At 63.2% G+C, this 25,974-nt stretch carries 28 protein-coding genes and 1 pseudogene; 22 read left to right on the top strand and 7 right to left on the bottom strand.

The genetic code is table 11. The annotated features are described in order from the left end of the window. Positions 1–122 precede the first annotated feature (122 nt). The 3 genes from V1273_RS23180 to V1273_RS23170 all read right to left on the bottom strand — a co-directional run bounded on the left by V1273_RS23180 (position 123) and on the right by V1273_RS23170 (position 2,782). Positions 123–515 carry a carboxymuconolactone decarboxylase family protein gene (locus tag V1273_RS23180; protein WP_334363568.1) on the bottom strand — a complete coding sequence of 131 codons (393 nt, stop codon included), beginning with the start codon at positions 513–515 and terminating at the stop codon, positions 123–125. Positions 516–626: 111 nt separating this feature from the next. Beyond that, positions 627–1,409, bottom strand: a complete 783-nt coding sequence (gene pcaD / locus V1273_RS23175) for a 3-oxoadipate enol-lactonase (protein WP_334410946.1) — start codon at positions 1,407–1,409, stop codon at positions 627–629. 17 nt (positions 1,410–1,426) lie between these two features. Beyond that, a complete protein-coding gene (locus V1273_RS23170) occupies positions 1,427–2,782 on the bottom strand; it encodes a 3-carboxy-cis,cis-muconate cycloisomerase (RefSeq protein WP_334410945.1) in 1,356 nt (451 codons plus the stop codon). Between the two features lie 167 nt (positions 2,783–2,949). On the opposite strand from V1273_RS23170, the gene V1273_RS23165 reads away from it, so the two are divergent. The 12 genes and pseudogenes from V1273_RS23165 to V1273_RS23110 all read left to right on the top strand — a co-directional run. Continuing rightward, positions 2,950–3,396 carry a CoxG family protein gene (locus V1273_RS23165; protein ID WP_334363563.1) on the top strand — a complete coding sequence of 149 codons (447 nt, stop codon included), beginning with the start codon at positions 2,950–2,952 and terminating at the stop codon, positions 3,394–3,396. 203 nt (positions 3,397–3,599) lie between these two features. Next, entirely contained in the window at positions 3,600–4,079 is a 480-nt protein-coding gene (locus tag V1273_RS23160; protein ID WP_028349934.1) for a (2Fe-2S)-binding protein, read from the top strand. 69 nt (positions 4,080–4,148) lie between these two features. Continuing rightward, positions 4,149–4,952: an FAD binding domain-containing protein gene (locus tag V1273_RS23155; RefSeq protein WP_334363561.1), complete on the top strand. Its 804-nt coding sequence runs from the start codon at positions 4,149–4,151 to the stop codon at positions 4,950–4,952. 49 nt (positions 4,953–5,001) lie between these two features. Beyond that, entirely contained in the window at positions 5,002–5,907 is a 906-nt protein-coding gene (locus tag V1273_RS23150) for an AAA family ATPase (RefSeq protein ID WP_334381649.1), read from the top strand. A gap of 38 nt (positions 5,908–5,945) precedes the next feature. Continuing rightward, positions 5,946–7,175 carry a vWA domain-containing protein gene (locus tag V1273_RS23145; RefSeq protein WP_442894103.1) on the top strand — a complete coding sequence of 410 codons (1,230 nt, stop codon included), beginning with the start codon at positions 5,946–5,948 and terminating at the stop codon, positions 7,173–7,175. A gap of 11 nt (positions 7,176–7,186) precedes the next feature. Next, positions 7,187–7,516 (top strand): XdhC family protein, encoded by a 330-nt coding sequence (locus V1273_RS23140; protein ID WP_025589337.1) that lies wholly within the window; start codon positions 7,187–7,189, stop codon positions 7,514–7,516. After that, positions 7,513–8,217: an XdhC family protein gene (locus V1273_RS23135; protein ID WP_334381650.1), complete on the top strand. Its 705-nt coding sequence runs from the start codon at positions 7,513–7,515 to the stop codon at positions 8,215–8,217. The genes V1273_RS23140 and V1273_RS23135 overlap by 4 nt, the downstream gene beginning before the upstream one ends. Further along, positions 8,214–9,818 carry a molybdopterin-binding/glycosyltransferase family 2 protein gene (locus V1273_RS23130; RefSeq protein ID WP_334381651.1) on the top strand — a complete coding sequence of 535 codons (1,605 nt, stop codon included), beginning with the start codon at positions 8,214–8,216 and terminating at the stop codon, positions 9,816–9,818. Before V1273_RS23135 ends, V1273_RS23130 begins: the two co-directional genes overlap by 4 nt. Before the next feature lie 238 nt (positions 9,819–10,056). Next, entirely contained in the window at positions 10,057–10,446 is a 390-nt protein-coding gene (locus tag V1273_RS23125; RefSeq protein ID WP_334368946.1) for a DUF4189 domain-containing protein, read from the top strand. A 114-nt stretch (positions 10,447–10,560) separates the two neighbouring features. Beyond that, positions 10,561–10,971, top strand: coding sequence for a DUF2000 family protein (locus V1273_RS23120; protein ID WP_334381653.1), 411 nt, complete (start codon positions 10,561–10,563; stop codon positions 10,969–10,971). A 221-nt stretch (positions 10,972–11,192) separates the two neighbouring features. Then, positions 11,193–12,059: an SMP-30/gluconolactonase/LRE family protein gene (locus V1273_RS23115; RefSeq protein WP_334363556.1), complete on the top strand. Its 867-nt coding sequence runs from the start codon at positions 11,193–11,195 to the stop codon at positions 12,057–12,059. Positions 12,060–12,124: 65 nt separating this feature from the next. Then, a pseudogene (locus tag V1273_RS23110) lies at positions 12,125–12,259 on the top strand (DUF2000 family protein); the annotation flags it as partial. A 63-nt stretch (positions 12,260–12,322) separates the two neighbouring features. Here the strand turns inward: V1273_RS23110 and V1273_RS23105 are convergent. Further along, a complete protein-coding gene (locus V1273_RS23105; protein ID WP_334410944.1) occupies positions 12,323–12,517 on the bottom strand; it encodes a hypothetical protein in 195 nt (64 codons plus the stop codon). Between the two features lie 231 nt (positions 12,518–12,748). Further along, positions 12,749–13,066 (bottom strand): hypothetical protein, encoded by a 318-nt coding sequence (locus tag V1273_RS23100; protein WP_334363554.1) that lies wholly within the window; start codon positions 13,064–13,066, stop codon positions 12,749–12,751. Positions 13,067–13,453: 387 nt separating this feature from the next. On the opposite strand from V1273_RS23100, the gene V1273_RS23095 reads away from it, so the two are divergent. The 3 genes from V1273_RS23095 (at position 13,454) to V1273_RS23085 (ending at position 15,561) form a co-directional block, all read left to right on the top strand. After that, positions 13,454–14,770, top strand: coding sequence for a sulfite oxidase (locus tag V1273_RS23095; protein ID WP_334410943.1), 1,317 nt, complete (start codon positions 13,454–13,456; stop codon positions 14,768–14,770). Then, on the top strand, positions 14,767–15,117 hold the full coding sequence (locus tag V1273_RS23090) for a hypothetical protein (protein ID WP_334410942.1): 351 nt from the start codon (positions 14,767–14,769) through the stop codon (positions 15,115–15,117). Before V1273_RS23095 ends, V1273_RS23090 begins: the two co-directional genes overlap by 4 nt. Before the next feature lie 237 nt (positions 15,118–15,354). Then, on the top strand, positions 15,355–15,561 hold the full coding sequence (locus V1273_RS23085; protein ID WP_334410940.1) for a hypothetical protein: 207 nt from the start codon (positions 15,355–15,357) through the stop codon (positions 15,559–15,561). A 204-nt stretch (positions 15,562–15,765) separates the two neighbouring features. On the opposite strand, the gene V1273_RS23080 is transcribed toward V1273_RS23085, so the two are convergent. Then, entirely contained in the window at positions 15,766–16,719 is a 954-nt protein-coding gene (locus V1273_RS23080; RefSeq protein WP_334410939.1) for a cyclase family protein, read from the bottom strand. Between the two features lie 206 nt (positions 16,720–16,925). On the opposite strand from V1273_RS23080, the gene V1273_RS23075 reads away from it, so the two are divergent. Next, positions 16,926–18,014, top strand: coding sequence for a TRAP transporter substrate-binding protein (locus V1273_RS23075; RefSeq protein WP_334363549.1), 1,089 nt, complete (start codon positions 16,926–16,928; stop codon positions 18,012–18,014). A 60-nt stretch (positions 18,015–18,074) separates the two neighbouring features. Here the strand turns inward: V1273_RS23075 and V1273_RS23070 are convergent, their stop codons facing one another. Next, complete coding sequence (locus V1273_RS23070; RefSeq protein WP_334363548.1) at positions 18,075–19,370, bottom strand: Spy/CpxP family protein refolding chaperone; 1,296 nt, start codon at positions 19,368–19,370, stop codon at positions 18,075–18,077. Between the two features lie 618 nt (positions 19,371–19,988). Between V1273_RS23070 and V1273_RS23065 the strand changes: the two genes are divergently transcribed. Genes V1273_RS23065 through V1273_RS23040 form a run of 6 tightly spaced genes read left to right on the top strand, consistent with a single transcriptional unit; the run spans position 19,989 to position 25,852 of the window. Then, on the top strand, positions 19,989–20,696 hold the full coding sequence (locus V1273_RS23065) for a TetR/AcrR family transcriptional regulator (RefSeq protein WP_334363547.1): 708 nt from the start codon (positions 19,989–19,991) through the stop codon (positions 20,694–20,696). Then, entirely contained in the window at positions 20,693–21,478 is a 786-nt protein-coding gene (locus tag V1273_RS23060; protein ID WP_334363545.1) for an HlyD family secretion protein, read from the top strand. The genes V1273_RS23065 and V1273_RS23060 overlap by 4 nt, the downstream gene beginning before the upstream one ends. Next, complete coding sequence (locus tag V1273_RS23055; protein WP_334363544.1) at positions 21,475–22,419, top strand: ABC transporter ATP-binding protein; 945 nt, start codon at positions 21,475–21,477, stop codon at positions 22,417–22,419. The genes V1273_RS23060 and V1273_RS23055 overlap by 4 nt, the downstream gene beginning before the upstream one ends. After that, positions 22,416–23,582: an ABC transporter permease gene (locus V1273_RS23050; protein ID WP_334363543.1), complete on the top strand. Its 1,167-nt coding sequence runs from the start codon at positions 22,416–22,418 to the stop codon at positions 23,580–23,582. Before V1273_RS23055 ends, V1273_RS23050 begins: the two co-directional genes overlap by 4 nt. Positions 23,583–23,588: 6 nt before the next feature. After that, complete coding sequence (locus V1273_RS23045) at positions 23,589–24,926, top strand: adenylate/guanylate cyclase domain-containing protein (RefSeq protein WP_334410938.1); 1,338 nt, start codon at positions 23,589–23,591, stop codon at positions 24,924–24,926. A gap of 11 nt (positions 24,927–24,937) precedes the next feature. Continuing rightward, positions 24,938–25,852 (top strand): PhzF family phenazine biosynthesis protein, encoded by a 915-nt coding sequence (locus tag V1273_RS23040; RefSeq protein WP_334410937.1) that lies wholly within the window; start codon positions 24,938–24,940, stop codon positions 25,850–25,852. Positions 25,853–25,974 lie beyond the last annotated feature (122 nt).

Below are 25,974 nucleotides of genomic sequence, written 5' to 3'. Positions count from 1 at the left end.
GCGACGCAGCGCCCTTGGCGGTGCGCCGCAGAGCCGGGACCCAGATGCAGCCGCCTCGCGTCCGGGCTCTGCGTCGCGCCACTTCATGCCGCGCCGCGTCCGGGACACGGGATAGTGCCGGGCTAGCTCTTCAGCAAACCGAGTTCGGCGATGATCGCGTTCGCCTCCTTGACGGCGTGGTTGGCTGCCGGCACGCCGCAATAGATCGCCTGCTGGAGCAGGATTTCCTTGATGTCGTCCGGCGTGAAGCCGCCCTCAGTGAGCGCCGCGCGCACATGCAGGCGGAATTCATCCCACTGTCCCAGCGCCACCATGGTGCCGATCACGAGCACGCGGCGGGTGCGGTGGTCGAAATGCGGCCGGGTCCAGATGTCGCCCCAGGCATAGCGGGTGATCAGGTCCTGAAAATCGGTATTGAACGCGTTGCGGTTCTTGATCGACTTGTCGACCCATTCATCGCCGAGCACCTTGCGGCGCTGCGCCATGCCGTCGTCGCGGCGTTGGTTGTCGTCCATGGTAAGACCTCTCTCCGTCATTGCGAGGAGCGAAGCGACCGAAGCAATCCACGTATCCGCAAGCGGTGAAATGGATTGCTTCGCTTCGCTCGCAATGACGTCTCTGGTTAGCTACCGTTGCGTCAGAAAACCGATCACCGCATCGGTGAAGGCGTGCGGTTGCTCGACATTCGAAATGTGCGCGGCATCGAGGATGGTCATGCTCGCGCCGGGAATCCGGCTGCGCATGAATTCGGCGTCGGCGACCGTCGTCGACATGTCGTGGCGGCCGGCGATCACCAGCGTCGGGCTCTTGATCTTGGGCAGCAGTTCGCGCTGGTCTAGCGTCGACAGCGCCTCGCAGCAGGCGATGTAGCCCTCGACCGGCGTGGTCAGCATCATCGCCTTCATGTTGGCGGCGATCTGCGGCTCGCGCTCACGAAAGTCCGCGGTCAGCCAGCCGGCAATAACGGTATCGGCCACCGCGGCGATGCCGCCTTCCTTCACCGCCTTGATGCGTTCGTGCCAGCGCGCCGGGTCCGGGTAATAGCAGGTGGTATTGGACAGGATGATCTTGCCGAACCTGTCGGGCGCGTTGGCGCCCAGCCATTGCCCGACCATGCCGCCCATCGACAAGCCGCACCAATGCGTTCGCGCGATGTTGAGATCGTCGAGGATCGCCAGCACGTCGCGGCCGAAACGTTCCAGCGAGTAGGGCCCGGGCGGCACGCTCGACTTGCCATGGCCGCGCCGGTCGTAGCGGATGACGCGGAACACCTGGGTGAGTGCCTTCATCTGCGGCTCCCACATCTGCATGGTCGAGCCCAGCGAGTTCGACAGCATCAGCGTCGGTCCGCCGTCGCGGCCTTCGACGGATACGTTGAGCAGGCAACCGTCGGCGTTGATCATCGGCATGGCAGTTCTCCGGCTTCTTATTTGTCGTCCAGCGAAGCGAGCAGGCGGTCGATCAGGGCTTGCGAAGCGCCCTGATAGGCCATCGGCTCGAACAGTTTTGCAATACTGTCGGCGCCGAGCTGTGCGGTGATCTTGGAATCCGCCGTCAGCACGTCGCGCAGATGTTTCTTCTCCTTGACCGCCTTCTTGCTCGCCGTCTCGATCAAGTGATGCGCGTCGCTCTTGCCGATCTTTTCGGCCAATGCCATCGCCACCGCTTCGGCCATGATCAGCCCGTCGGTCGCGTCGAGATTGGCGCGCATGCGCGCGGCATCGACTTCGAGCCCTTCCGCGATGTCCACGATGGCTGCAAGCGCACCTGATGTGACGAGCAATAGCGTCGGCAGCGTCGGCCATTCCGCGTGCCAGGGGCCGGCGCTGCGCTCGTGATCCTGCACCTGCGCTGCAAGGATGGTCGCCGCGAGATTGGGCGCCACGGTGGCGGCCGCGAGCGCGCTGGCTGCCGCCACCGGATTGCGCTTGTGCGGCATGGTGGAAGAGCCGCCGCGGCCTTCGCCCGAGGGCTCGAACGCTTCGCCGACATCGGTCTGCATCATCAGCGACACGTCGCGCGCGATCTTGCCGCAAGTGCCGGCGACGATGGCCAATACAGAAGCCGCTTCGGCGATGCGGTCGCGGTGGGTGTGCCAGGGCGCGTCCGGCAGCGGCAGCTTCAGTTCCTTGGCCAGCTTTTCCGCGACTGCTAATCCGTTGTCTCCAAGGGCTGCGAGTGTGCCGGCGGCGCCGCCGAATTGCAGGGCCAGCCCCTCGCTACGCACGCGCTGCAGGCGCAGCTTCGAGCGGTGCAATGCAGCGGCATATTCGGCGAGCTTCAGTCCGAACGGCATCGGCAGCGCATGCTGCAGCCAGGTGCGGGCGACGACCGGCGTGTGGCGGTGCCGTCGCGCCAGTCCGGCAAAGCCTGCGATCGCGCCATCGATGTCGGCGAGCAGCGCATCGATGCCGGCACGAAGACCGAGCATGGCGGCGGTGTCGATGACGTCCTGGCTGGTCGCGCCCCAGTGCACATAGCGCGCGGCCGCCGCGTCCGATTTGGCGACATTTGCGGTCAGCGCCTTGACGAGGGGGATGGCGAGGTTGCCAGCCTTGGTCGCCGCGTCGGCCAATGCGGCGATGTCAAATGATTCGGCACGGCACGTGCTGGTAATCGGGTCGGCCGCGCTTGCCGGAATCACCCCGGCTGCAGCCTCGGCGCGCGCCAGCGCCGCCTCGAAATCCAGCATGTTCTGCAGGCTTGCCGTGTCGTCGCAGACGGCGCGCATCGCCGCGCTCGACAGCATCGGGGCAAGCAAGGGGGAGAGGGACGTGCTCATTGACGCGACCTAACCATTCCGGCCAGTCAATGCCAATGCCCCTTGTCGGGTTCGCGCCTGCTGCGGTTGCGAATATGCATCGCCCATTGCGTCGGCGGCCTTCCTTTTGGCCCGGGCGTGCTTTACTTGGGGACTATCAGATTGACGCGATCCAGGAGGGCACCCCCATGGCCATGACGATGAACGGCGAAGTCCAGCTTGCGGCGTCGCGCGAGGCCGTGTGGGCCAAACTGAACGACCCGGAAGTGCTGAAGGCCTGCATTCCCGGTTGCGAGGAGCTGGAAAAGACTGATGAAACCAGCTTCCGCGCCATCGCCAAAATGAAGGTCGGGCCGGTCTCCGCCCGCTTCAAGGGCAAGGTTATGCTGAGCGACCTCGACCCGCCCAACGGCTACAAGATCTCCGGCGAAGGCGAGGGCGGCGTTGCCGGCTTCGCCAAGGGCGGCGCCACGGTGGCGCTGACCGAAAAGGACGGCGGCACACTCTTGAGCTACAACGTCGAAGCGCAGATCGGCGGCAAGCTGGCCCAGCTCGGACAGCGCCTGATCAACGGCGCGGCCAAGAAGCTGGCCGACGAATTCTTCGCCAATTTCGGCAAGGCCGTACAAGGCTGATTCTGACGAGGCTGATTCTGGCGAGTCCAATCCCGCAAGCCCCGTCCGATAGCCCCGTCAAGTCACTCAGGCCATGCCCCAGAAGAGGGGCTCGTTGGGGCTCCTGAGGTTGCTCATTATCGGGATGGCCCATATTATGGGCCTTGGAATGACTATAAACGTCTGCGTTGCCCGCTCCGGCAGTGCGGCCCAAGAGAGTGGTGATGGCCAAGATTTCCCTAATCGTGAACGGTAATCCCGTAAACGCCAACGTCGATCCCCGTACCCTTCTGGTCCAGTTTCTGCGGGAAAATCTCCGGCTGACGGGCACCCATGTCGGCTGCGATACTTCGCAGTGCGGCGCCTGCGTCGTGCATCTCGACGGCAAGGCGGTCAAGTCCTGCACCACGCTCGCGGTGATGGCTGACGGCCATGAGGTCAAGACCATCGAGGGCCTGGCGCCCGACGGCGCGCCGCTGCACCCGATGCAGGAAGCTTTTCGCGAGCATCACGGATTGCAGTGCGGCTTTTGCACGCCTGGCATGATCATGACCGCGGTCGATCTGGTCAACCGCAAGGGCCACGACCTTTCGGACCATGTCATCCGCGAGGAGCTCGAAGGCAATCTGTGCCGCTGCACCGGCTATCAGAATATCGTGACCTCGATCGCCGCCGGCGCCAAGGCCATGGCCAAATCCGCTTAACCGACATGCCCGCTTAATCGACAAGTCCGCCTAATCGATTTCTTCGCGAGTAGCGATCAGGAAGTTCTCATGTACGAATTCAAATATCATCGGCCGGCGACCGTGCGGCAGGCGGCCAATCTCCTGGTGAAGAACGAAGACGCCAAGGTGATCGCCGGCGGCCACACGCTGGTGCCGGTCATGAAGCAGCGGCTTGCCAGCCCGCCGCATCTGGTCGATCTCTCGCACATCGAAGGGCTCGATGCGATCGAGATGAAGGGCCGTTCGCTGGTGATCGGCGCGACCGCCAAGCATGCCGATGTCGCGACGTCGCCGATCGTCGGCGAAGCCATTCCGGCGCTCGCCGAACTCGCCGGCGGAATCGGCGACCCCGCAGTGCGTCACAAGGGCACGCTCGGCGGCTCGCTCGCCAATAACGACCCGACGGCGGATTATCCCGCGGCGGTGCTCGCGCTCGGCGCCACCATCGTCACCAACAAGCGCCGGCTGAAGGCGGAGGAATTCTTTCAGGGCCTGTTCACGACGGCGCTGGAAAGCGACGAGATCATCACCAAGGTAATGTTCCCGCTGCCGAAGAAGGCGGCTTACGTCAAATTCCGCAACCAGGCCTCGCGTTATGCGCTGGTCGGCGTGTTCGTCGCCAGGCGCCCGTCCGACGTGCGCGTCGCCGTCACCGGCGCCGGCTCGGAAGGCGTATTCCGCGCCACCCAGTTCGAGGAAGCGCTGAAGAAGCGTTTCTCGCACAAGGTACTCGACGGTATTTCGGCATCGCCCGAAGGGCTGAACAGCGATCTACACGGCAGCGCTGAATATCGCGCGCATCTGATCGGCGTGCTGACGCGCCGCGCCGTCGAAGCCGCGACGGCGAAGTAGGCTTGCCGGTTATTTTGCCGATTTCCGGCGCATCAAGATTGGCCATCGCATGAGTGCATCGACGCTACCCAAATCCGTCGATGGGATGCTGGAGCTATTGACTTCGCGCGGCTATCTCGCGGAGCGGTCGCTGGCGACGGTCGCCTATCTGTCGCTGCGCATGGGTCGGCCCCTGTTTCTCGAAGGCGAAGCCGGCGTCGGCAAGACCGAAATCGCAAAGGTCCTGTCGGCGGCGCTCGGGCGCAAGCTGATCCGCCTGCAGTGCTATGAGGGGCTCGACGTCGCCTCCGCGGTCTACGAGTGGAGCAGCGCGGCGCAGATGATCGCAATCCGCCTGGCGGAGGCTGCCGGCGATACCGATCGCGAGCAATTGTCGTCGGATATTTTCGCTGAACGTTTCCTGATCAAGCGTCCGCTGCTGCAGGCGCTGGAGCCGGACGTTGCCGGCGCGCCCGTGCTGCTGATCGACGAACTCGACCGCGCCGACGAGGCGTTCGAGGCGTATCTGCTGGAAATCCTCAGCGACTTTCAGGTCACGATCCCCGAGTTTGGCACCATCAGGGCGCCGCATCCGCCGATCGTCATCATCACCTCGAACCGCACCCGCGAGATCCACGACGCGCTGAAACGCCGCTGCCTCTATCACTGGGTGGATTACCCCGAGGCCGAGCGCGAGCTTGCGATCGTCAAGTCGCGCGTGCCGGGCATTTCCGCAAAGCTGTCGCAGCAGGTCGTTCACTTCGTGCAGGCGCTGCGCGAGCAGGATTTTTACAAGTCGCCGGGCGTTGCCGAGACCATCGACTGGGCCACCGCGCTGACCGAGCTCGACGCCCGCTCGCTGACGCCGCAACTGGTCGGCGACACGCTCGGCGCGCTGCTGAAATACCAGGACGACATCGCGCGCATGCAGGGCGATACGCTGCAAAAGGTTTTGAAGGACGCGACGAGCGATTAGCAGTCATTCCGGGGCGCGCCTCTTGGCGCGAGCCCGGAATGACGGCAGAGGTTAGTTGCACCATGACCACCATCGACCACCTCAATCCCCCGACCGGCCACATGGCCGACAATGTCGTCGGCTTCGGCCGCGCGCTACGCGCTGCCGGGATTCCCGTGGGTCCCGGCGCCGTGATCGACGCCCTCGACGCGCTGCAGGCGATCGAGATCGGCAACCGTGCCGATGTCTACGCCACGCTGGAAGCGATCTTCGTCAAGCGCCACGAGCATATGCTGATCTTCGCGCAGGCCTTCGACCTGTTCTTCCGCGCCGCCGAGGACTGGAAGCACATGCTGGATTCGGTGCCGTTGCCCGATCACGCCAAAAAGAAGCCGCCGCCGGCCTCGCGCCGCGTGCAGGAGGCGTTGGCGCAGCCCTCGGCGCGCGATGACGTACCGCAAATCCAGGAGCAGGAACTGCGGCTGTCGGTCTCCGACAAGGAGATCCTGCAGAAGAAGGACTTTGCCCAGATGAGCGCGGCCGAGATCGCGGAAGTGACCCGCGCCATCGCCAACATGAAGCTGCCGCAGGCCGAGCTGCGCACCCGCCGCTATCAGCCCGATGCAAAAGGCCTGCGCCTCGACATGCGCCGAACCTTGCGCAGCAGTCTCCGCACCGGCGGCGAGATCATCGATATCCGAAAGCTCGGCCGGATCGAAAAGCCGGCGCCGATCGTGGCGCTGCTCGATATATCCGGCTCCATGAGCGAATATACCCGCCTGTTTCTGCATTTCCTCCATGCCATCACCGACGCGCGCAAGCGTGTCTCGGTGTTCCTGTTCGGCACGCGACTCACCAACGTGACGCGGGCGCTGCGGGCGCGCGATCCCGACGAAGCCTTGGCGAGCTGTTCGTCTTCGGTGGAAGACTGGGCCGGCGGCACCCGCATCGCTACCTCGCTGCACTCCTTCAACAAATTGTGGGGTCGCCGCGTGCTCGGGCAGGGCGCCATCGTGCTCTTGATCTCCGACGGGCTGGAGCGCGAGGCGGATGCCAAGCTCGCCTTCGAGATGGACCGGCTGCACCGGTCCTGCCGCCGCCTGATCTGGCTCAACCCGTTGCTGCGCTACAGCGGATTCGAGGCCAAGGCGCAGGGCATCAAAATGATGCTGCCGCACGTTGACGAATTCCGCCCGGTGCATAACTTGACCTCGATGGAAGGGCTGATCGAGGCGCTTTCGGCGCCGCCCCCGCCGCACCACATGAGCCGCATCCGCTCAGCAGCTTGAAAGGGCATCCCATGCTCAATCGCGACGAAGACATTCTGCAGGCCGCCGAAAACTGGCAGAAGGCGGGACACGGTGTTGCACTGGCGACCGTGGTCGAGACCTGGGGCTCGGCCCCGAGGCCGGCCGGCTCCAGCCTCGTCATCAACGACGATGGCACGTTCTTGGGCTCGGTCTCCGGCGGCTGCGTCGAAGGCGCCGTCGTCACTGAGGCACTCGACGTGATCGCCAGCGGCAAGCCCAAAATGCTCGAATTCGGCGTTGCCGACGAGACCGCCTGGAATGTCGGGTTGTCCTGCGGCGGCACCATCCGTGTGTTCGTTGAAAAGGTGGGGCAGTCGTGAAGCTGGAAACCCTCACTCAGGTCAATGCCGAGCGTGCCGCGCGCCGCCCGGTCATCGTGGTCACCGATGTCGCCAATGGCGATCAGCGGCTCGTGAAGGCCAAGGACATCGCGACCGATCCGCTGAGCGCCGAGCTTTCAAAACAGCTCCGCATGGGCAAGAGCGGTATGGTCGAGAGCGGCGGCAAGAAGCTGTTCCTCAACGTTTATGCGCCGACCGCCCGACTTGTCATTGTCGGCGCAGTCCATATCAGCCAGGCGCTGGCGCCGCTCGCCCGCTCGCTTGACTACGACGTGACGGTGGTGGATCCGCGCACCGCGTTTGCAAGCCCCGAGCGCTTTCCCGATGTGCCGCTGATCGCGGAATGGCCCGATGTGGCGCTGCCGCCGCTCAACATCGATCACTACACCGCGTTCGTCGCGCTGACCCATGATCCGAAGATCGACGACCCGGCGCTGCTGCACGCGTTCGAGCGCGACTGCTTCTATATCGGCGCGCTCGGCTCGCGAAAGACCCACGCCAAGCGCGCCGAGCGGCTGAAGGCGCAGGGCGCATCCGACGCCGACATTGCGCGCATCCATGCGCCGATCGGCCTTTCGATCGGCGCGGTGTCGCCCTCGGAGATCGCGGTCGCGATCATGGCCGAGGTCACCGCCGAGCTGCGGCTGCCGAAAGAAACCGCGAAGGTGCAGGCGGCATGAAGTTCGGTCCCGCCAGTCCGGCCGATGCGATTGGCGGCGTCACCGTGCATACGCTGCGGCAGGGGCCGCTGGTGCTGAAGAAAGGCACCACGATCGGGCCTGCCGAAGTCGAGGCGCTCGACAAGGCGGGTGTCAAGGAAATCGTCGTGGTGCGGCTTGAGGAGGGCGACGTCTCCGAAGACGAAGCCGCCGCCAGCATCGCGCAGGCCGTCGCGGGCGAGGGCGTCAATGTCGAGCGCGCCTTTACCGGCCGCGCCAATCTGTTCGCAGCACAGGCCGGCGTCTTGGTGGTCGACCGCGCCGCGGTCGACCGCATCAACGGCGTCGACGAAGCCATCACCTTCGCCACGCTGTCGGCCTTCAAGCCGGTGGTCGAAGGCGAGATGATCGCAACGGTAAAACTGATTCCGTTCGGCGTCGAAGCGAAGTTGCGCGACGCGGCCGTGGCCGCGGCAGGCCGCGACGTGCTGCGGATTGCGCCTTACGTCATCAAGCGGGTCGGCGTGGTCTCGACGCTACTGCCAGGGCTCTCGCCAAAAGTCATCGACAAGACCTTGCGGGTGACGGCGGAGCGACTGGCGCCGGCCGGTGCCAGCATCATTGCCGAACGGCGCGTGCCGCATGACGAGGCGGCGCTGGCTTCCTCGATCAAGGAATTGCTCGGCCTCGGCGCCGAGCTCGTCATCGTGTTCGGCGCGTCCGCCATCGCCGACCGCCGCGACGTGATTCCGGCCGCGATCAGCGAAATCGGCGGCGCGATCGAGCATTTCGGCATGCCGGTCGATCCCGGCAATCTGCTGCTGATCGGCAGCGCCGGCGGCGTGCCGGTGCTGGGCGCGCCGGGCTGCGCACGTTCGCCGGTCGAAAACGGGTTTGACTGGGTGCTGATGCGGCTTCTCGCTGGGCTGAAGGTCACGCGCGCTGAAATCACCGGCCTCGGCGTCGGCGGCCTGTTGATGGAAATCGTGACAAGGCCGCAGCCGCGCACCGTTGCCGATACCGAAGCCAACCGCAACGTCACGGCCATCGTGCTTGCCGCCGGCCGTTCGACCCGCATGGGCGGCCCCAACAAGCTCTTGGCCGAGATCGACGGCAAGAAGCTGGTGCGCATCGTCGCCGAGCAGGCGCTGGCCTCGAAGGCAACGGATGTGATCGTCGTTACCGGCCACCAGGCCGAATTGGTCGAGCAGGCCTTGGCAGGCCTCAATGTAAAGTTCGTCCGCAACCCGGATTTCGCCGGCGGGCTGGCCTCATCGGTGAAGGCCGGCATCGCCGCGGTGCCCGACAGCGCCGACGGCGCCATTATCTGCCTCGGCGACATGCCGCTGATCTCGGCAACACTGATCGACCAGTTGATCGAGACGTTTGCGCCGGACCGCGGGCACCTGATCGCCGTCCCCGTCAGCGACGGCCGCCGCGGCAATCCCGTGCTGTGGTCGCGCCGCTTCTTCAAGGAATTGATGACGCTGGACGGCGACGTCGGCGCCCGTCACCTGATCGCCAAGCACACTGAGGCCGTGGCCGAAGTGCCGGTCGAGGGTCAAAGCGCGTTTCTCGACATCGACACGCCGCAGGCGCTGGAGGCGGCGCGGCGGTCGTAAAGCAACCACCGCTGTCGTCCCGGCCTTGAGCCGGGATCCATAACCACCGCTGCCGATTGTTGCGACGAGCTGGGGCCACAGCCTAGCCCCAACACGTCATCCTGTGGTTATGGATCCTCAGCGTTCGCCGGGACGACGACGTGGATAGACTGACGCTTCCATTCTCAATCAACCGTTCACCAAGTGGAAACTCCCTCCGGCTTAGATTCTACCCGTTACCTCGGGGGAGGGGATTTTGATTGTTTCGACTGTCGCGGCACAGCGCCGCGCGCTGTTTGTCGTTGCATTGACACTGATACTGGCCGTCTCGAGCTACATCACCAAGACATGGGCGGCCGGCGCGGTTGCGATCGGCAAGTGCGGCGCTTACGGCAAGGCCTATGATTATGCCGCCGAGGCCGACGCGCGCACCGCGGCGCTGAAGCAGTGCGAGGGCACCTGCACCGCGGTCACCATGAAACGCGCCTGCGCTGCGTTCGCCGTCGACATGACCAATCCCTGCGGTCCCCACGGCTATGCGGTGAAGCCCAAAATTTCGAGCTCGCTCAACGCCGCGACAAAGAAGTGCTACGAATTCGGCGGCAAGGAATGCGTCATCCGCGCTTGGGCCTGCGACGCCAAGGGGTGATCTCGTCATTCCGGGGCGATGCGAAGCATCGAACCCGGAATCTCGATATAATGAGTGCGAGATTCCGGATCTGCGCCTGTCGGCGCAGCCCGGAATGACGATTTGAGGAAAGCAATGCAATTCGACACCAAGATCGCGGTCGTGATCCGGACCGATCTCGAAGCCTGGCAGAAGCTCAATGTCGCGTCCTTTCTGGCCGGCGGCATCGCCGCCGCTTTCCCCGAATGTATCGGTGAGCCCTATGGCGACGGCTCAGGCACCAAATATCTGTCGCTGATCGGCCAGCCGGTCCTGATCTACGGCGCCGATCGTCCGGCGCTGTCCCGCGCGCTCGAACGGGCGCTCGCCCGCAACGTCACGCCCGCCGTCTACACCGAGGACATGTTCAAAACCACGCATGACGCCGCCAACCGCGAGGTGGTTAAGGGCGTGATCCGCGCCGAGCTCAACCTCGTCGGCCTCGCGATGCGCGCCGAGCGCAAGGTGATCGACAAGATCGTCGACGGGCTGAAGTATCACAGCTAGGCGTTTTCGAAAGCCTGAGCTATTGGCCCAGCGTTGCGCCAAGCTGGCCTCGTTGAAGAGGTAATAGAATAACGAGTGACCTCAAGGCAGCCACTGCGATTGACCTACCAAGTCAGACTGCATCTGCCCGACTAACCTGGCTGCGCAATTTCAAAGAAGAGCCGAGGAACATCTGCCGTAACAGGCTTGTTCGTTCGTCGGGGCAGCACGAGGAGGCTACCATGAGGACACCTCAGCTCTCCGCACTAATGTTAGCTGTTCTTACCTTCAGCGCCGGCGCCGCGGAACCTCAGAAACTGTGGGAGGCGAGTGGCTTCAAGAACCCCGAATCGGCGGTCTTCGACCGAACTGCGGGGGCCATCTATGTGTCGAACGTCAACGGCGATCCGATGAAAAAGGATGGCAACGGCTTCGTTTCAAAGCTCGGGCCCGATGGAAAGGTCGTAACAATCGAGTGGGTCAAGGGACTCGATAGTCCGACCGGGCTCGCGCTTGCCAATGGCAAGCTCTACGTCGCAGATGTGGACCGGATTGCGGAAATCGACCTCGCCAAGGGCGAAGTCACGAACCGATTCGAGGCACCCGGATCCAAGTTTTTGAACGACCTCGCCGCTGACAAGAGTGGACGGATTTACGCTTCCGATATGGTGTCAAACAGCATTTGGGTGCTCGACGGCGGCAAGCTGTCTCTCCTGATGCAGGATGACGCGCTCGAAAATCCGAACGGCCTCCTCGTCGAGGAGGGCCGGCTTGTGGTCGCGTCGTGGGGCAAGATGGCTCCCGACTTCTCGACGAAGGTGCCCGGCCACATGAAGACGGTCGATCTCGCGACGAAGAAAGTGTCTGATCTAGGAAGCTCGGCACCAGTCGGCAATCTCGACGGCGTCGAACCCGATGGCAAGGGCGGCTTTCTTGTCACCGATTGGATGACCGGCGGGTTGTTCCGCATCGCGAGCAATGGCACAGCGACGCGCCTCCTTCCGCTTGCGAAGGGAAGCGCCGATCTCGGGATGGGGCCGGATGGCATCGTCATGATCCCGATGATGATGGAGGGCACTGTTGTGGCTTACAGGGTCGATACACGCTGAGAACAGGCGTGCGACTAGGCTGAGCCGGGCGTGGCTTCTGATGAAGTGCGCTTCGGCCACGATGGTCGACGCATGACGCTGCCAACCGCGGGTGGTTAAGGGCGTGATCCGCGCCGAACTCAACCTGGTCGGCGTTCGCTGTTCGTGCCGAGCGCAAGGTGATCGACAAGATAGTCGACGGGCTGAAGTTTCATACCTAGAGCAGTCGACCGACAAGCTCAGAGCGGTCGGCGGGCGTTCGTTTTGATGCGCAGGCATCTCGCTTAGTCTTCGTCCGGCTCGCGTATGACCGGCGCTTCGTCTGCGCCCTCCTCCTCCTCTTCGTCCTCTTCCTCTTCCTCTTCCTCTTCGTCGTCTTCGTCTTCAGGATCTCGAGGCGGCATTGTGTTGCCCACGATGACGAAGGAATTCCAGTCGATCAACCTGGCAGAAGGTTCCTCGGAGATGTGTGGGGTCATGTTGTTGCTCCTTGGATGTGACCGTGTGAGCCTAAGAGGCGGGCAATCGGTCACGCCGCTACAAGCCCCGACGAACGGACATCGTTCCGACTCACGTTCCTTCGCCAGCGGACACCCATCGGGAGCGGTGACAATGTCAGCTTGTTCCAATGGCCGAAATGGTGCCGTCAGGCAGCGTGCCGTCGTGTCCGCACAAGAGCGGATACCGAGCGGCAACCGTCCTGCTGCGCCTCAACTCTGCAGTCCGACAAATCCACGCAGCTTCTTGACCGTCTCGGCGGCGTCCTTGGCTTCCTCGGTTGTCAGGACGGTGATCTCGCCATTACGCCTGTGCATAACGCTGTGGTGGATTGGTGCGCCTGAAAGACCGTCCACCTCGGACTTCACCGCGATATCGTCGATTTCGGAGAGCGGGAACTCGACAGGCTTCTTGTTCCATAGCAGCATTTTTTTCTGCAGTATCGCCTTGCCGGCATCCTTGTCGAACGTAACCGTGGTCGAGCCCGCTTTCAGAACGAGCTTGCTCGGAGCTTCTTCGATACTAGTCATGGCAGGTCTCCGCTGTTTCCAACTTTGACTTGGCTATCGGGCGATGCCTCGATAGACGACGATACTGCCCCTCAGCGACCGGTGATGATGACTGCTGCCAGTACAAAAGTTGCGAGCAATGCAAGTCTGACGACAAGAGTCTGACGACAAGCATGTCCCGCCTTCCTCGTGCGGCGGTCGCATTTTGCGAATCTCGCAAGGTTTGTGGGCCCTGTCGAGCGACAAATTGACGCCAATGCCGGACGCCTCGAAGCGCACGATCCTGCACGGCGGCTCCTCCAGGCCATCTTGCGGCAGGGCCGCAAACCGCGAATACTCCCGCCAGCCGGGTTTCCGGAAGGGAACTGCGGCCAAAAAGCCCGGCATAGGGCAATGAGGGAGGATATCATGGCGCGGGAGTCCGGGCGCGATGCGCCCAATGGCAACAATTTCGATACCAGCCGGCGCAGATTTTTGGGCAGCTCAGGACTGGCTGCGATCGGCACCGTCATCGGAGGCGCGATGCCGCTCTCGCGCAACGGCGGCGGAATCCCTCAGGCCCATGCGCAGGCCGCTCCGGCCGCGCCCCCGTCGGCCGCCACGCCCGCGCCGGCCAAGGGACCGCAACACCTGAAATATCCTGGCAAGAGCGAGGGGCTGGTCGTGCTCGGCGAGCGGCCGCTGGTCGCCGAGACGCCCGAAAGCCTGCTCGACGACGACACCACGCCGATCGAGAAATTCTACATCCGCAACAACGGGCAGATCCCCGAGGCGGCGAAGGATCCCGACGCCTGGAAGATCACCATCGATGGCGAGGTCAACAACAGGATAGAGATCACGCTCGGCGAGTTGAAGTCGAAATACAAGGCCGTGACGCGGCGCATGGTGCTGGAATGCGGCGGCAACGGCCGGTCACAGTTCTCACCGCCGGCACGTGGCAACCAGTGGACCAATGGCGGGGCGGGCTGCGCGGAATGGACCGGCGTGCCGCTCGCCGATCTGCTCAAGAAGGCGGGCCTGAAGCCATCAGCAAAATACACCGCACATTATGCGGCCGATCTTCATCTGTCCGGCGATGCCAGCAAGCCGACCATCTCGCGCGGCGTGCGGCTGGAGAAGGCGATGGACCCCAACACGATGATCGTCTGGGCCATGAACGGCAAGCCGCTGCCGAACATCCATGGCGGGCCGGTACGCCTGATCGTCCCGGGCTGGTCAGGCTCGGCCTCGCAGAAATGGCTGACGCGCATCACCATCCGCGACCGCGAGCATGACGGCCCCGGCATGACGGAGTTTTCCTACCGCACCCCGATCAAGCCGATGGTGCCCGGCGACAAGGCCGATCCGGCAAACTTCCGCATTCTGGAATCGATGCCGGTGCGCTCGATCATCACCAATCCTGCGAACGGAGCGAAGTTCGCGGCCGGCACCAAGGAGCTGAAGCTGCGCGGCGCGTCCTGGGCCGGCGATCTCACCGTCAAGCAGGTAGATATCTCGACCGATTTCGGCGCGAGCTGGCAGCGGGCCAAGCTTGAGAAACCGAAGAACAAGTATGACTGGCAGCGCTGGACCGCGACCTTGAAACTGCCGAGTGACGGCTATTTCGAGATCTGGGCGCGCGCCACCGACTCCAAGGGCGCGATGCAGCCGCATCAGGCCGGCTTCTGGAATCCGCAAGGCTATGGCGGCAACGCCATGCACCGAATCGCCGTGCTGGTCGGATGATGCAGCGCTTGGTGTGGCTCGCGATGGCCGGCGCGCTCTGGATCGTGCCGGCCACGGCGCAGACAAGCTTTGCGCCACGCGAGGAAAGTCCGGAGCAGTTTCCCGCAGGTCCCGGCCGCGACGAGACCTTCTACGCCTGCAGCGCCTGCCACGGTTTCCGCCTGGTGGCGGAGCAGGGCATGACGCGCGCGCAGTGGGAGGATTCGATCAACCTGATGATCCGCCGCCACAACATGCCGCCACTCGACGATGGGGATCGCGAAAAGGTCCTGAGCTATCTCGAGACCGCCTATCCGCCGCGCGCGTCCACTGGCCGGGGAGGCTGGGTGAACCCGTTCGCGAAGTGAGCGCTCGCGACTCGCACTCCGCCCAGTGATTTCGCAGATCAGATGATTCGCCTGGGTCGGCGGACATGCGTATTTGATATTACAGCCATGTGATTGCGCCGGGCATTTTGCGCGGCAAGGTGCAAAATTGATGCATGGGTGCGAGGTATTTGGTCTCGCATTTGTTGGCACCAATACCTATGTCTCGCATCAGGGAAGGAAATTCGCCCAGGGACAACTCCGATAAAGGAGCCATCCATGGCGAACGTACTCACCACTGGGGCCTGGTTTTCTGCCCCGACCGGAAAGCCCTCGTTCTTCACCCGATTGTTGCGCGTTCAAATCGAAGCCCGTCAGCGGCGGGCTGACCGTGTCGTTGCGCAGTACCTTGCCGCCCGCGGGTTCAAACCGACCGACGACGCCGAGCATCAGGCCGGGCGTCTGCTTGCTAAAGCGGGCCGGTAGCCATGATCACACTCATCCTCGTGCAGTTGGCAACCAGGCTCGCTCGACTTGGGAAGGAGGGTCTTGCGACGTGGCGCGAAGCTCAGCGCCTTCGCCGCCTCCTTCCGGGCCCGACCGAGGAGTAGCAAGCGTAGCCCGCATGAGCCAACGGGTCGCGCGAATGCGCGGCCCGTTCGCGCGTGCGGGCTACTTGTTCACTACTCGTTACCTCACCGCGATCGGCGACACCGTGGAGCCGGACCCGCCCTGAATTTTGAGCGGCTGCATCACAAAGGCGAATTCTCCGACGCCCTTTTGCACGAGCTCGTCGAGCTTGAGATTCTCCAACAGATGGATGCCGTTCACCACGAGCGCGATCTGGTGCACCGGAAGCGACAATTGCTTGTCGGGGTTGGGCGCAACTTCGACCGGCCAGTTGTCGGCGCCGAGCAGCATCGGGTCCTTTGCGGCTAGCCAGAGCGCGGCCGGCACGCCGATGCCCGGGCAGGATTTCACGTAGCGCGGGTTGTCCTTGCCGTAGAGCTTGCCCCAGCCGGTATGAATGATCACCGCGTCGCCGGGCTGCAGCGTCAGGTTCTGCTTCTTCAGGGCGCCTTCGAGATCTTCCACAGTGATTTCGTAATTGTCGCCCAGCATGTCGACGCCCTTGAAGCCCGCGACGTCAATCAGCACGCCGCGCGTGAACAGCGTGCCCACATTATGGATTCCGAACTTCTTGAATCCGGTGCGATCGCTATTCTCGTCGACCTTCTGGCAATTGTACCAGCTATTGAGATGGGTCTGGTGCGCAAAGCCGTCGAACTGCGTGCCGACCTGGCCGAGTTCGGTAATGATGATCTCTTCGTTCGAGCCGCGCATGTTGGAGAACTGGTTCATGAACGTGCGCTTGGTATGCATGTCGAAGCGTCGCGTTCCGAAGAACGCCATGCTGGGACCGAGCACGTGCGCCAGCTCGATCACCTCGCCGTTCCTGATCAGCTTCGCCGCGTTCATCACGGCCGCGGGCTTCTGGTGGTTGGCCGAACCGCGCTCGTCGGCCGCGCCCCATTTCGACGGACAGCGTTGGCTTTCGGACGGAACGGTCCAGGTTGGCGCTTGCGCGTAGGCAGCGGCGGAGAACGCAAACGAGATCGCCGCACCCAATGTGAATGCTTTCATCAGTAACCTCCCAGGAGAGGGCGCTCTGGAGACGGCACCCCCTGGGACAAATAATGCTGGTCCGATTGAGGCGGTTCAAGCGACAATTCGCCTGACGAGGTTGTGCTTTCACGCATGCCTCGAAGTCCGTTATGATGAGATCAAACGGACCCGGAAGGCGCTTTGCCCCACGCCAATCGGCTTTCCCTTAAGGGAGTAAGCACATCATGAAACGCCGTACGTTCCTCAAAGGCAGCGCCGTGGTCGGCGCGACGACGCTGGTTGCGGCACCTGCGATCGCGCAAGCAGCGCCCGAGATCAAGTGGCGTTTGACCTCGAGCTTTCCGAAGTCGCTCGAAACCATCTTCGGCACGGCGCAGACTTTCGCGAAATACGTGGCTGATGCCACCGACAACAAGTTTCAGATTCAAACCTTTGCGGCCGGCGAGATCGTGCCCGGCTTGCAGGCGCTTGATGCGGTGAGCTCCTCGACCGTCGAGATCGCGCAGACGCCGCTCTATTTCTACATAGGCAAGGAGCCGGCGCTGACTTACGCGACCGGCGCGCCCTTCGGCATGAACCATCGCCATCAGCATTCCTGGTGGACGTTCGGCGGCGGCGCTGATCTCTGCAACGAGGCGCTGAAGCCTTTCAAGGCGCACGCGATTCTGTGCGGCAATTCCGGTACGCAAATGGGCGGCTGGTTCCGCAAGGAGATCAAGACGGTCGACGATCTCAAAGGCCTGAAATTCCGCATCGCAGGCATGGGCGGCCATGTGCTTGCAAGGCTTGGCGTCGTGCCGCAGCAGATCGCGGGCGGTGACGTATATCCGGCGCTCGAGCGAGGAACGATCGATGCCGCGGAGTTCGTCGGTCCCTATGACGACGAGAAGCTCGGCTTCTATAAGGTGGCGAAGTATTACTATTTCCCCGGCTGGTGGGAAGGCGGGGCCATGCTGCACATGGCCGTGAACGAGGAGAAGTGGAATGCGCTTCCCAAGCCATACCAGGCGATCCTCAACCAGGCCGCTTCAGCAGCCGGCGCGTGGATGATCGAAAAATACGACAGCGTCAATCCTGCGTCGCTGAAGCGGCTTGTCGCCAATGGAGCGGAGCTGCGCGCATTTCCGCAGCCGGTCTTGGAAGCCTGCTACAAGGCCACGCAGGACCATCTGAACGAGATCGCCGAGAAGAGCCCGCTGTTCAAGAAGACCAAGGAGAGCCACGACGCGTACATGAAGGAAGTGCTGTTCTATACGCAGATCGCGGAGAACTATTACGACAACTACCTGCTCGGAAAAATGCGCAAGGGGTGAGCGCGCCGATCGGTCGGGAACTGGAATTGCTGGTCGGTTTGGCGCCAGGAAGCCGTCTGATTACGGCGCTCGTTTTGGTCCGATCAGCTCGAATTGAGACTTCTGCTCATCACTCAGTGTGGCATAGAAGTCTTCCAGAGCGTCGCTCACCAGATTGATGGCTTGTTGCATGGTACTGAGCCGACCATCCATCGCGGCGAGGCGAGCGCGTGGGGTGATCGCATCTTTCGGATGACATTCATAGCTCAGCATCTCGACAGCTCTGGCGCTGGCACGCCGCAGCCGTTCAAGCGCATCGCGTTGGGCTTCGTTCGGGTGTAGCGTGGCCTCGATCTCGCCAGCGGGCCATTGCAACGCGGCCGGCAGGGACGCTTCGCAGCCTTGGGCCGACGCTTTCATGGCCCCGTTTGCGGACGCCGTCTTGAGCTGATCGTCAGCGAGCGCGTTGAGCCGTGTTTTCTGCTCATCATTCAGCAGATCATAAAGCTCCCCTAGCAGCGGCTCCAGGGATATTACTGCAGTGAGAATAGCCGCTGTGCGCTGCTGCATCAGGGCCAATCGGGCTGGCGCGGTTGATGCGGGCTGCATCGGGCAAGATGCCTGAATGATCTGAGCGGCCGAGTTAGATGTGTCGGCAAGACGATCCAGAGCGGCCCGTTGCGCCTCGGTCGGTTGAATCGCCCGCTGAATCTGATCAATGGCGAGACCGGCAATTTCGTGGCCGGCATCACCGCAGAGCTGCTGCAGCGGCGGGATCCTTCGTTCTCTTCGGCCGGAAGAATCCGGAGTCATGTAAGCAGCTAGTTCGTCACTGCCGTAAGGCCCAAAGATTCCGGCGTAAATGTCGGGGTAGCCGTAGTCCCAGAAGCCCATGCCATCGCCGAAGATGGCATAACCATAAATATCATTGTAGGCGAACGGCCAGAACAGCGGCCCAACCCAGCCATATCCGCCATGGCCATGCGACCACCACCCGTCTGTAGTGTCACGGTCACCATGCCAGTGAGCAAGCGCGGCAGTCGCGGCAATCTGCTTTCGTGCCGCAGGGTCGGTGAATAGCCTGCCAACAACCAACCCCTCCTCGCCGGAGGGCTGGTTCGTCGCGGACGGGATGTTTTGTAAAGCGACCGGTGCGTTTTTTAAAGCGACGGGAGCGTTTTTGATCCTACGGACATGTACCCGGCGATGATGCTTGGGGCGGCCAAGAAGCAGCCCTGGCGCAAGCACGCGGGCGAATGCGGATTTCACGCTGCTCAGTGGGCCGAGACCAAAATGTCCGCGCCCTTTCGCAGTGGCGGCACTCGACAGCGCGGTCACCAGTACGACAGCGATCACTGTAACGCTGAACTTCGACATGGCACCTCCCGTGCCAGGCCTTGGCCGCATCACTTATGACGCCGCACAGGACCGAAAGTTCCTTGTAAGCAATCATGCAAACCAAGGCATCGTGCTAAAAAACGGCAGCGGCTCTTCGATCGACCCGAACTGAGCGCGTGGCTGCCCCCTTGTCGCGTAGATCGCTGCCTTGCCAATTTGGCGTCCCTCCTCGAGAACGAGGGAGCAGGGAATGCCGGGTGCTTGCTGCACCCGCGGTCTCGTGTGCAATAAGCGCAAAGAGATGCGATGCGTCGCGAGAGCGCTGACGCACATTCACTGTCATTGTCCGCCAACGGGTCGCGCGAATGCGCGCCCGATGACAGGCTCCGGCGGACGATCGAGTATTCCAGAGACGCCAATGATTGAACCGAGAGGCCGCGGCGTACTGGATGCTCCGCATTCGCGGGGCATGACGACCCGTTGTGGCGCTCGCAAGGACCCATCCCGCATGCATGGGATGTGACGCTCCTTCCGCTAGGCGCAAGATCCTCCAAGAGGCAGCGCGATCGAGGAATCTCCAGCCCGGGTCACGTCCATGTGAAAGCCTTGGCTCCGTTCGAAATTGACAATGACTGACCAGTCAGTCATAAATAGGGCATGACAAATGAAGCCACCAAAAGCGCCAGGAAATCCGCCCCGAAGCCGGCCGAGCGCCGGGCCGCGGCGAGGGCACCGGCCTCCTCGAAACCCAAGCCGGCCTCCAACCGCGCCGAGCGCGCTGCCGAGCGGCGCGGGGCCATCATCGCGGCGGCGATGGACGAATTCATCGCGCGCGGCTTTGCGGCGACACGGCTCGACGACATCGCCAAACGCGCTGGCGTCGCCAAGGGCACGATCTACCTGCACTTCAAGGACAAGGAATCGATGTTCGAGGAATTGATCCGGACCGCGATCGTGCCGCTGGTCACCCGCCTCTGGGCGACGCCGCCGCAGCCCGGAGCATCGGTGCGCGACATGGTGGAGGGCTTTGCCAAAACCTTCATCGAGGAGGTGGCCGCCACGCGACGCGGCGACCTTGTGCGGCTGATCGTTGCCGAAGGCCCGCGATTTCCCGAGGTCGCCGACTTCTATTACCGCGAAGTGGTGTCGCGAGGCCTTGCGGGCATGCGCGCGCTGATCGAACTCGGCATCGCGCGCGGCGAGATTCAACACAAGAACCTGGCGCGGTTTCCGCAAATCATGGTGGCGCCCGCGCTCATTGCCGTGATCTGGCAGAGCCTTTTCAGCAGACATGCGCCACTGGATGCCCTCGAAATGTTTCGGGTGCATCTCGATCTGATTTTTGGCGAACGGAGAACGGCATGACTTCGTCGCGAACGATAACGATCCTGGCCGCGCTGGCGCTCGCCGCCGTGCTCTCGGGCTGCAACGAGCGCAGGGACCCGGGTTTTCAGGGTTGGGTCGAGGCCGACATGATCTTTGTCAGCCCCGACGAAAGCGGCCGTGTGACAAAACTCAATGTGCGCGAGGGCGACGAGGTGAAGCCCGGCATGCAGCTCTACACCGTCGACGACGATTTGCAGCAGGCCGACCTCAATCAGAACAAGGCGACGCTCGCCAATGCGCAGCAGACCTATGATCGCGCGGCGTCGCTGAGCAAGACCGGCTCCGGCACGCAGGCCAACCTCGATTCGGCAACCTCGGCGTTGCGCGTCGCGGAAGCCCGCGTCAATACTTCGCAGACTCGCCTCGCGCGGCGGAGCGGCTTTGCGCCGGTCGCCGGCACCATCCAGCAGATCTATTTCCGCGAAGGCGAGATGGTGCAGGCGCAACGGCCCGTGCTGTCGATCATGCCGCCCGGCAACATGAAGATTCGCTTCTTCGTGCCGGAGACGGAGCTGCCGAAGCTTGCGATCGGCGACGAGGTGAGGGTGACCTGCGACAATTGCGCGCCCGATCTCACCGCAAAAATCTACTTCATCGCTACGACGGCGGAATACACCCCGCCGGTGATCTACAGCCTCGATGAGCGCAACAAGCTGGTCTACCTGATCCAGGCGCGGCCGAGCCGGCCCGACGTCTTGCGTGTCGGCCAGCCGATCAGCGTGTTCCTTAATCCCCGGACGCCGGTGGCGGACAAGCGATGAATACAGTGCCTGCATCAGGCCCCGACATCGCCATCAACGTCGAGGGCCTATCAAAATCGTTCGGCGGCCGCGAGGTCGTGCATGACCTCTCGATGCAGGTGAGGCGCGGCTCGATCTACGGCTTCCTCGGGCCGAACGGCTCCGGCAAGACTACCACCATCCGCATGCTGTGCGGGCTATTGACGCCGGATGCCGGCGAGGGCACCTGCCTCGGCTATGATATCCGCCGCGACGCCGACAAGATCAAGCGTCTGGTCGGCTACATGACGCAGCGCTTCAGCCTGTATCAGGATCTCTCGGTCCGCGAGAATCTCGAATTCGTCGCGCGGCTTTACGGCATGCGCGACGCGCGGGGCGCTGCACGTGACATGATCCGGCGGATCGGCCTGAGCGGCCGCGAGGAGCAGCTTGCCGGCGAACTTTCCGGCGGCTGGAAGCAACGCCTGGCGCTCGGCGCCTGCACGCTGCCCAATCCGCAACTGCTGCTATTGGACGAGCCGACGGCCGGCGTCGACCCCAAGGCGCGGCGCGATTTCTGGAACGAGATCCATGCGCTCGCCGCCGAAGGGCTGACGGTGCTGGTCTCGACCCATTACATGGACGAGGCCGAGCGCTGTCACGAGATCGCCTACATCGCCTACGGCCACCTCTTGGCGCACGGCACGGTGGACGAAGTGATCGCGAAATCGGCGTTGTCGACCTACACGGTTTCCGGCGACGACCTCAACGGGCTTGCGGCCGAGCTTGCCGGCAAGCCCGGCATCGACATGGTGGCGCCGTTCGGTACCAGCCTGCACGTCTCGGGGCGCGACAAGTCCGCGTTGCAGACAACCATCGCGCCTTATCGCGATAAGAGGGGATGGCGCTGGGAGGACAGCGAGCCGTCGCTGGAAGACGTATTCATCGATCTCATGAACCGCTCAAAGGACAATTTCCAATGAGTGCAACCGATGCTGCCAGCCAAAATCGCGGCGTGCCGGAGCCTGCTTTCGGCTTCTGGCGGCGCAGCTTTGCGATGCTGGTCAAGGAATTCATCCAGCTCCGTCGCGACCGGGTCTCGTTCGCGATGATCGTGATGATCCCGGTCATGCAGCTATTGCTGTTCGGCTATGCCATCAACACCACGCCGCGCCATCTGCCGACGGCAGTGCTGATCCAGGAGGACAGCGATCTGGCGCGCTCGGTGCTGAAGGCGCTGGAGAATACCAAATATTTCCGCTTCACCCGCGAAGTACACAGCGTCGCCGAATTCGACGATCTGCTGCAGTCCGGCAAGGTGCTGTTTGGGGTAGAGATCCCGCGCGGCTTCGAGCGCGCGGTGCGGCGCGGCGACCGTCCGGCGCTCCTTGTCGCGGCTGATGCGACCGATCCGGTCGCGGCCGGCTCCGCGCTGGGCACGCTCGGTGCAGTGGTGCAGAGCGCGCTCGCGCACGACCTCCACATCGGCGATCCGCCGCAGCTCCCGTTCGAGATCAGGGCGCATGCCCGTTACAATCCGGCCGCGGAATCGCGGCTCAACATCGTGCCGGGCCTTGTCGGTACCATCTTGACCATGACCATGCTGATCTTCACCGCGCTGTCGGTGACGCGCGAGATCGAGCGCGGCACCATGGAGAGCCTGTTGTCGATGCCGATCAGGCCGGTGGAGGTGATGTTCGGAAAGATCATTCCCTACGTGATCGTCGGCTTCATCCAGGCCTCGCTGATCGTCGGCATCGGGACCTTGCTGTTTGGGGTACCGATTCTCGGCAGCGTGGCGCTGCTCGCGGCGCTGACGACGCTGTTCATCACCACCAACCTCTCGATCGGCTATACCTTCTCCACCATCGTGCAGAACCAGTTGCAGGCGATGCAGATGTCGATGATGTTTTTCCTGCCGAGCATTCTGTTGTCCGGCTTCATGTTTCCGTTCGCGGGCATGCCGGTCTGGGCGCAGTATCTCGGCGAGGGACTGCCACTGACCCATTACATCCGCATCGTCCGCGCCATCATGCTGAAGGGTGCGGCTCCTTCCAACCTGCAATACGACACGATTGCACTCATTGCACTGATGCTGGTGGCGATGACCATCGCCGTGACACGCTTCCGTCGCACGCTCGATTGAGATTATATGCGCATCGTCATTCCGGAGAAGACAGTGAAGTTCTGGGGCAAGGGGAAGAGCGATCAAGAGCCGGCGGTGTCGGCCGACTTCCAGCGCGCGCTGACGCAGGAAGTGATGGCGACCGAGCTGCTGCGCATCAAGGCACTGATCGCAACCACAGCGCTCTTGGCGCTTATTCTCTGGACCGTCTACCTGGTTGCGCCCGAGGCGGTGAGCCGCGTGTGGCACGGCAATCTCAAGCCGCATTATCTTTATTCGATCATCGTGCCGTTCATCCTGTTCGAGTTATGGGTGCATGGGTCGATCGCCCGCCACATGCGTCAGGGGCGCGACCTGCCGATATTCCGGCGCTATCTGGGCGCGTTGATCGAGACCTCGATGCCGACGGTCGCGCTGGCGCTGCACATCAACAGCATGGGGTCGGTCGCGGCGCTGGGCTTCGTGGTGCCGATGACCTATTTCATCTTCATCATCCTCTCGACGCTGCGGCTGGACTTCTGGCTCTCCACCTTCACCGGCGCGGTCGCCGCCGTTCAATTGTTTTGCATGGCGATGTTCTACCACCCGCCGACCGGCGTAGAGGCCGAGCCCAGTATCTACTATCACGCTGCGCGCAGCCTGATCATCCTGATCTGCGGCGTGCTCGCCGGCGCGGTCGGGCACCAGTTGCGGCGGCAGTTCGAGGCGAGCATCAAGGCGGCGACCGCGCGCGACCGCATCACCAATTTGTTCGGCCAGCACGTCTCGCCACAGGTGGTCGAACGTCTGATGGCCGAGGGCACCAAGACCGACAGCGACACCCGCCGCGTCGCGGTCATGTTCGTCGATTTCCGCAGCTTCACCGCCGGCGCGCGCACACGTACGCCGCAGGAAGTGGTGGACCGGCTCGACGGCGCCTTTGCCGTGCTGGTCGACATCCTCGATCGCCACGGCGGCATCGTGAACAAGTTCTTGGGTGACGGATTCCTGGCGTTGTTCGGAGCGCCGTTGCAAGCGCCGGACCCGGCGCACCGGGCGGTCGCCGCGGCGCGCGAGATGCTGGAAGCCAATGGGCGGCTCAACGAAGTGACTAGCTGGCCGCTGCGCATGGGCATCGGCATTCATCTCGGCGAGGTGGTCGCCGGCAACATCGGCTCGCCCCGGCGCAAGGAATACACCGTGATCGGCGACACCGTGAACTTCGCCTCGCGGCTCGAAGCGCTCAACAAGGACTTCAACTCGCAATTCCTGATCTCCGAAGCGGTTCGCGATGCGCTCGGCGAAGCGTGCCGCGATGCGGTCTCGCTCGGCGAGGTGGAAGTCAGGGGCTATGAGCGGCCGATGGCCGTGTGGCGGTTGGCATAGGGAGAAAAAGAATGCAGCGGCGTTATATCACTGTGGACGTTTTCACCGACCGCGCCTTCGGCGGCAATCCGCTGGCCGTCGTGCTCGATGCCGACGGGCTGTCGACCGAACAGATGCAGGCGATCGCCACCGAGTTCAACTATTCGGAGACGACCTTCGTGCTGCCGCCGCGCGAGCCCACTCACGATGCGCAGGTTCGCATCTTCACCGTGAACCGCGAAATACCCTTCGCGGGCCACCCCAATGTCGGAACCGCTTTTGTGCTGGCGACGTTGGCAGAAAAGCCGCCGGCGCGGCTATTGTTCGAGGAAAAGGCTGGCCTCGTGCCGGTCGAGATTCTGACGGATCATGGCAAGGTCGTCAGCACCGAATTCACGGCGCCGCAACCGTTGAAACGGATGTCGCATGTCAGTGTCGAACAAGCGGCGGCCTGCCTCTCGTTGTTGGCTGGCGACGTCAAGACCGACCGTCATCCGCCGCAGGTCATCTCGGTCGGCCTGGCCTTCCTCGCGGTGGAAGTGGCCTCTCGCGAAGCGCTGCGACGTGCCAGGCCGGACGCCGCGGCGTTCGCAAAAACCTTCCCGTGCGACGGCAGCGACGCCGTCTACTTCTATACGCGTGACGTGCCAGCCGCTGAAGCGCCACGCGACTTGCAGGCGCGGATGTTTCATCCGGGCGCCAGTGGATTGTCCGAAGACCCAGCCACCGGCAGCGCGACGGCCGCCTGCGCGGCGCTGCTTGCCGATCTCGACCCCACCAAGGACGGCGAACTGAAATTGCGGATCGGGCAGGGCATCGACATGGGCCGGCCGAGCCTGTTGCTGACGCGCGTCCGCAAAGAGAATGGCGTGATTTCGTCCATTCACGTCGGCGGCAGCAGCGTGAAGATGATGGAGGGAACGTTCCGGCTGGATGGACTAGGGTAAGGTGCGATTGCGGGTTACGCCGTCATTGCGAGGAGCGCAAGCGACGAAGCAATCCATCTATCCCGTGCGGAGAAGTGGATTGCTTCCGCCTTCGCGCAGAAGCGCTTCGGCGGACTTGAGCC

The sequence above is a fragment of the Bradyrhizobium sp. AZCC 1721 genome, from assembly GCF_036924715.1.
Classification (GTDB): domain Bacteria; phylum Pseudomonadota; class Alphaproteobacteria; order Rhizobiales; family Xanthobacteraceae; genus Bradyrhizobium.
This window is presented reverse-complemented; position numbering and strand designations above follow the sequence as displayed.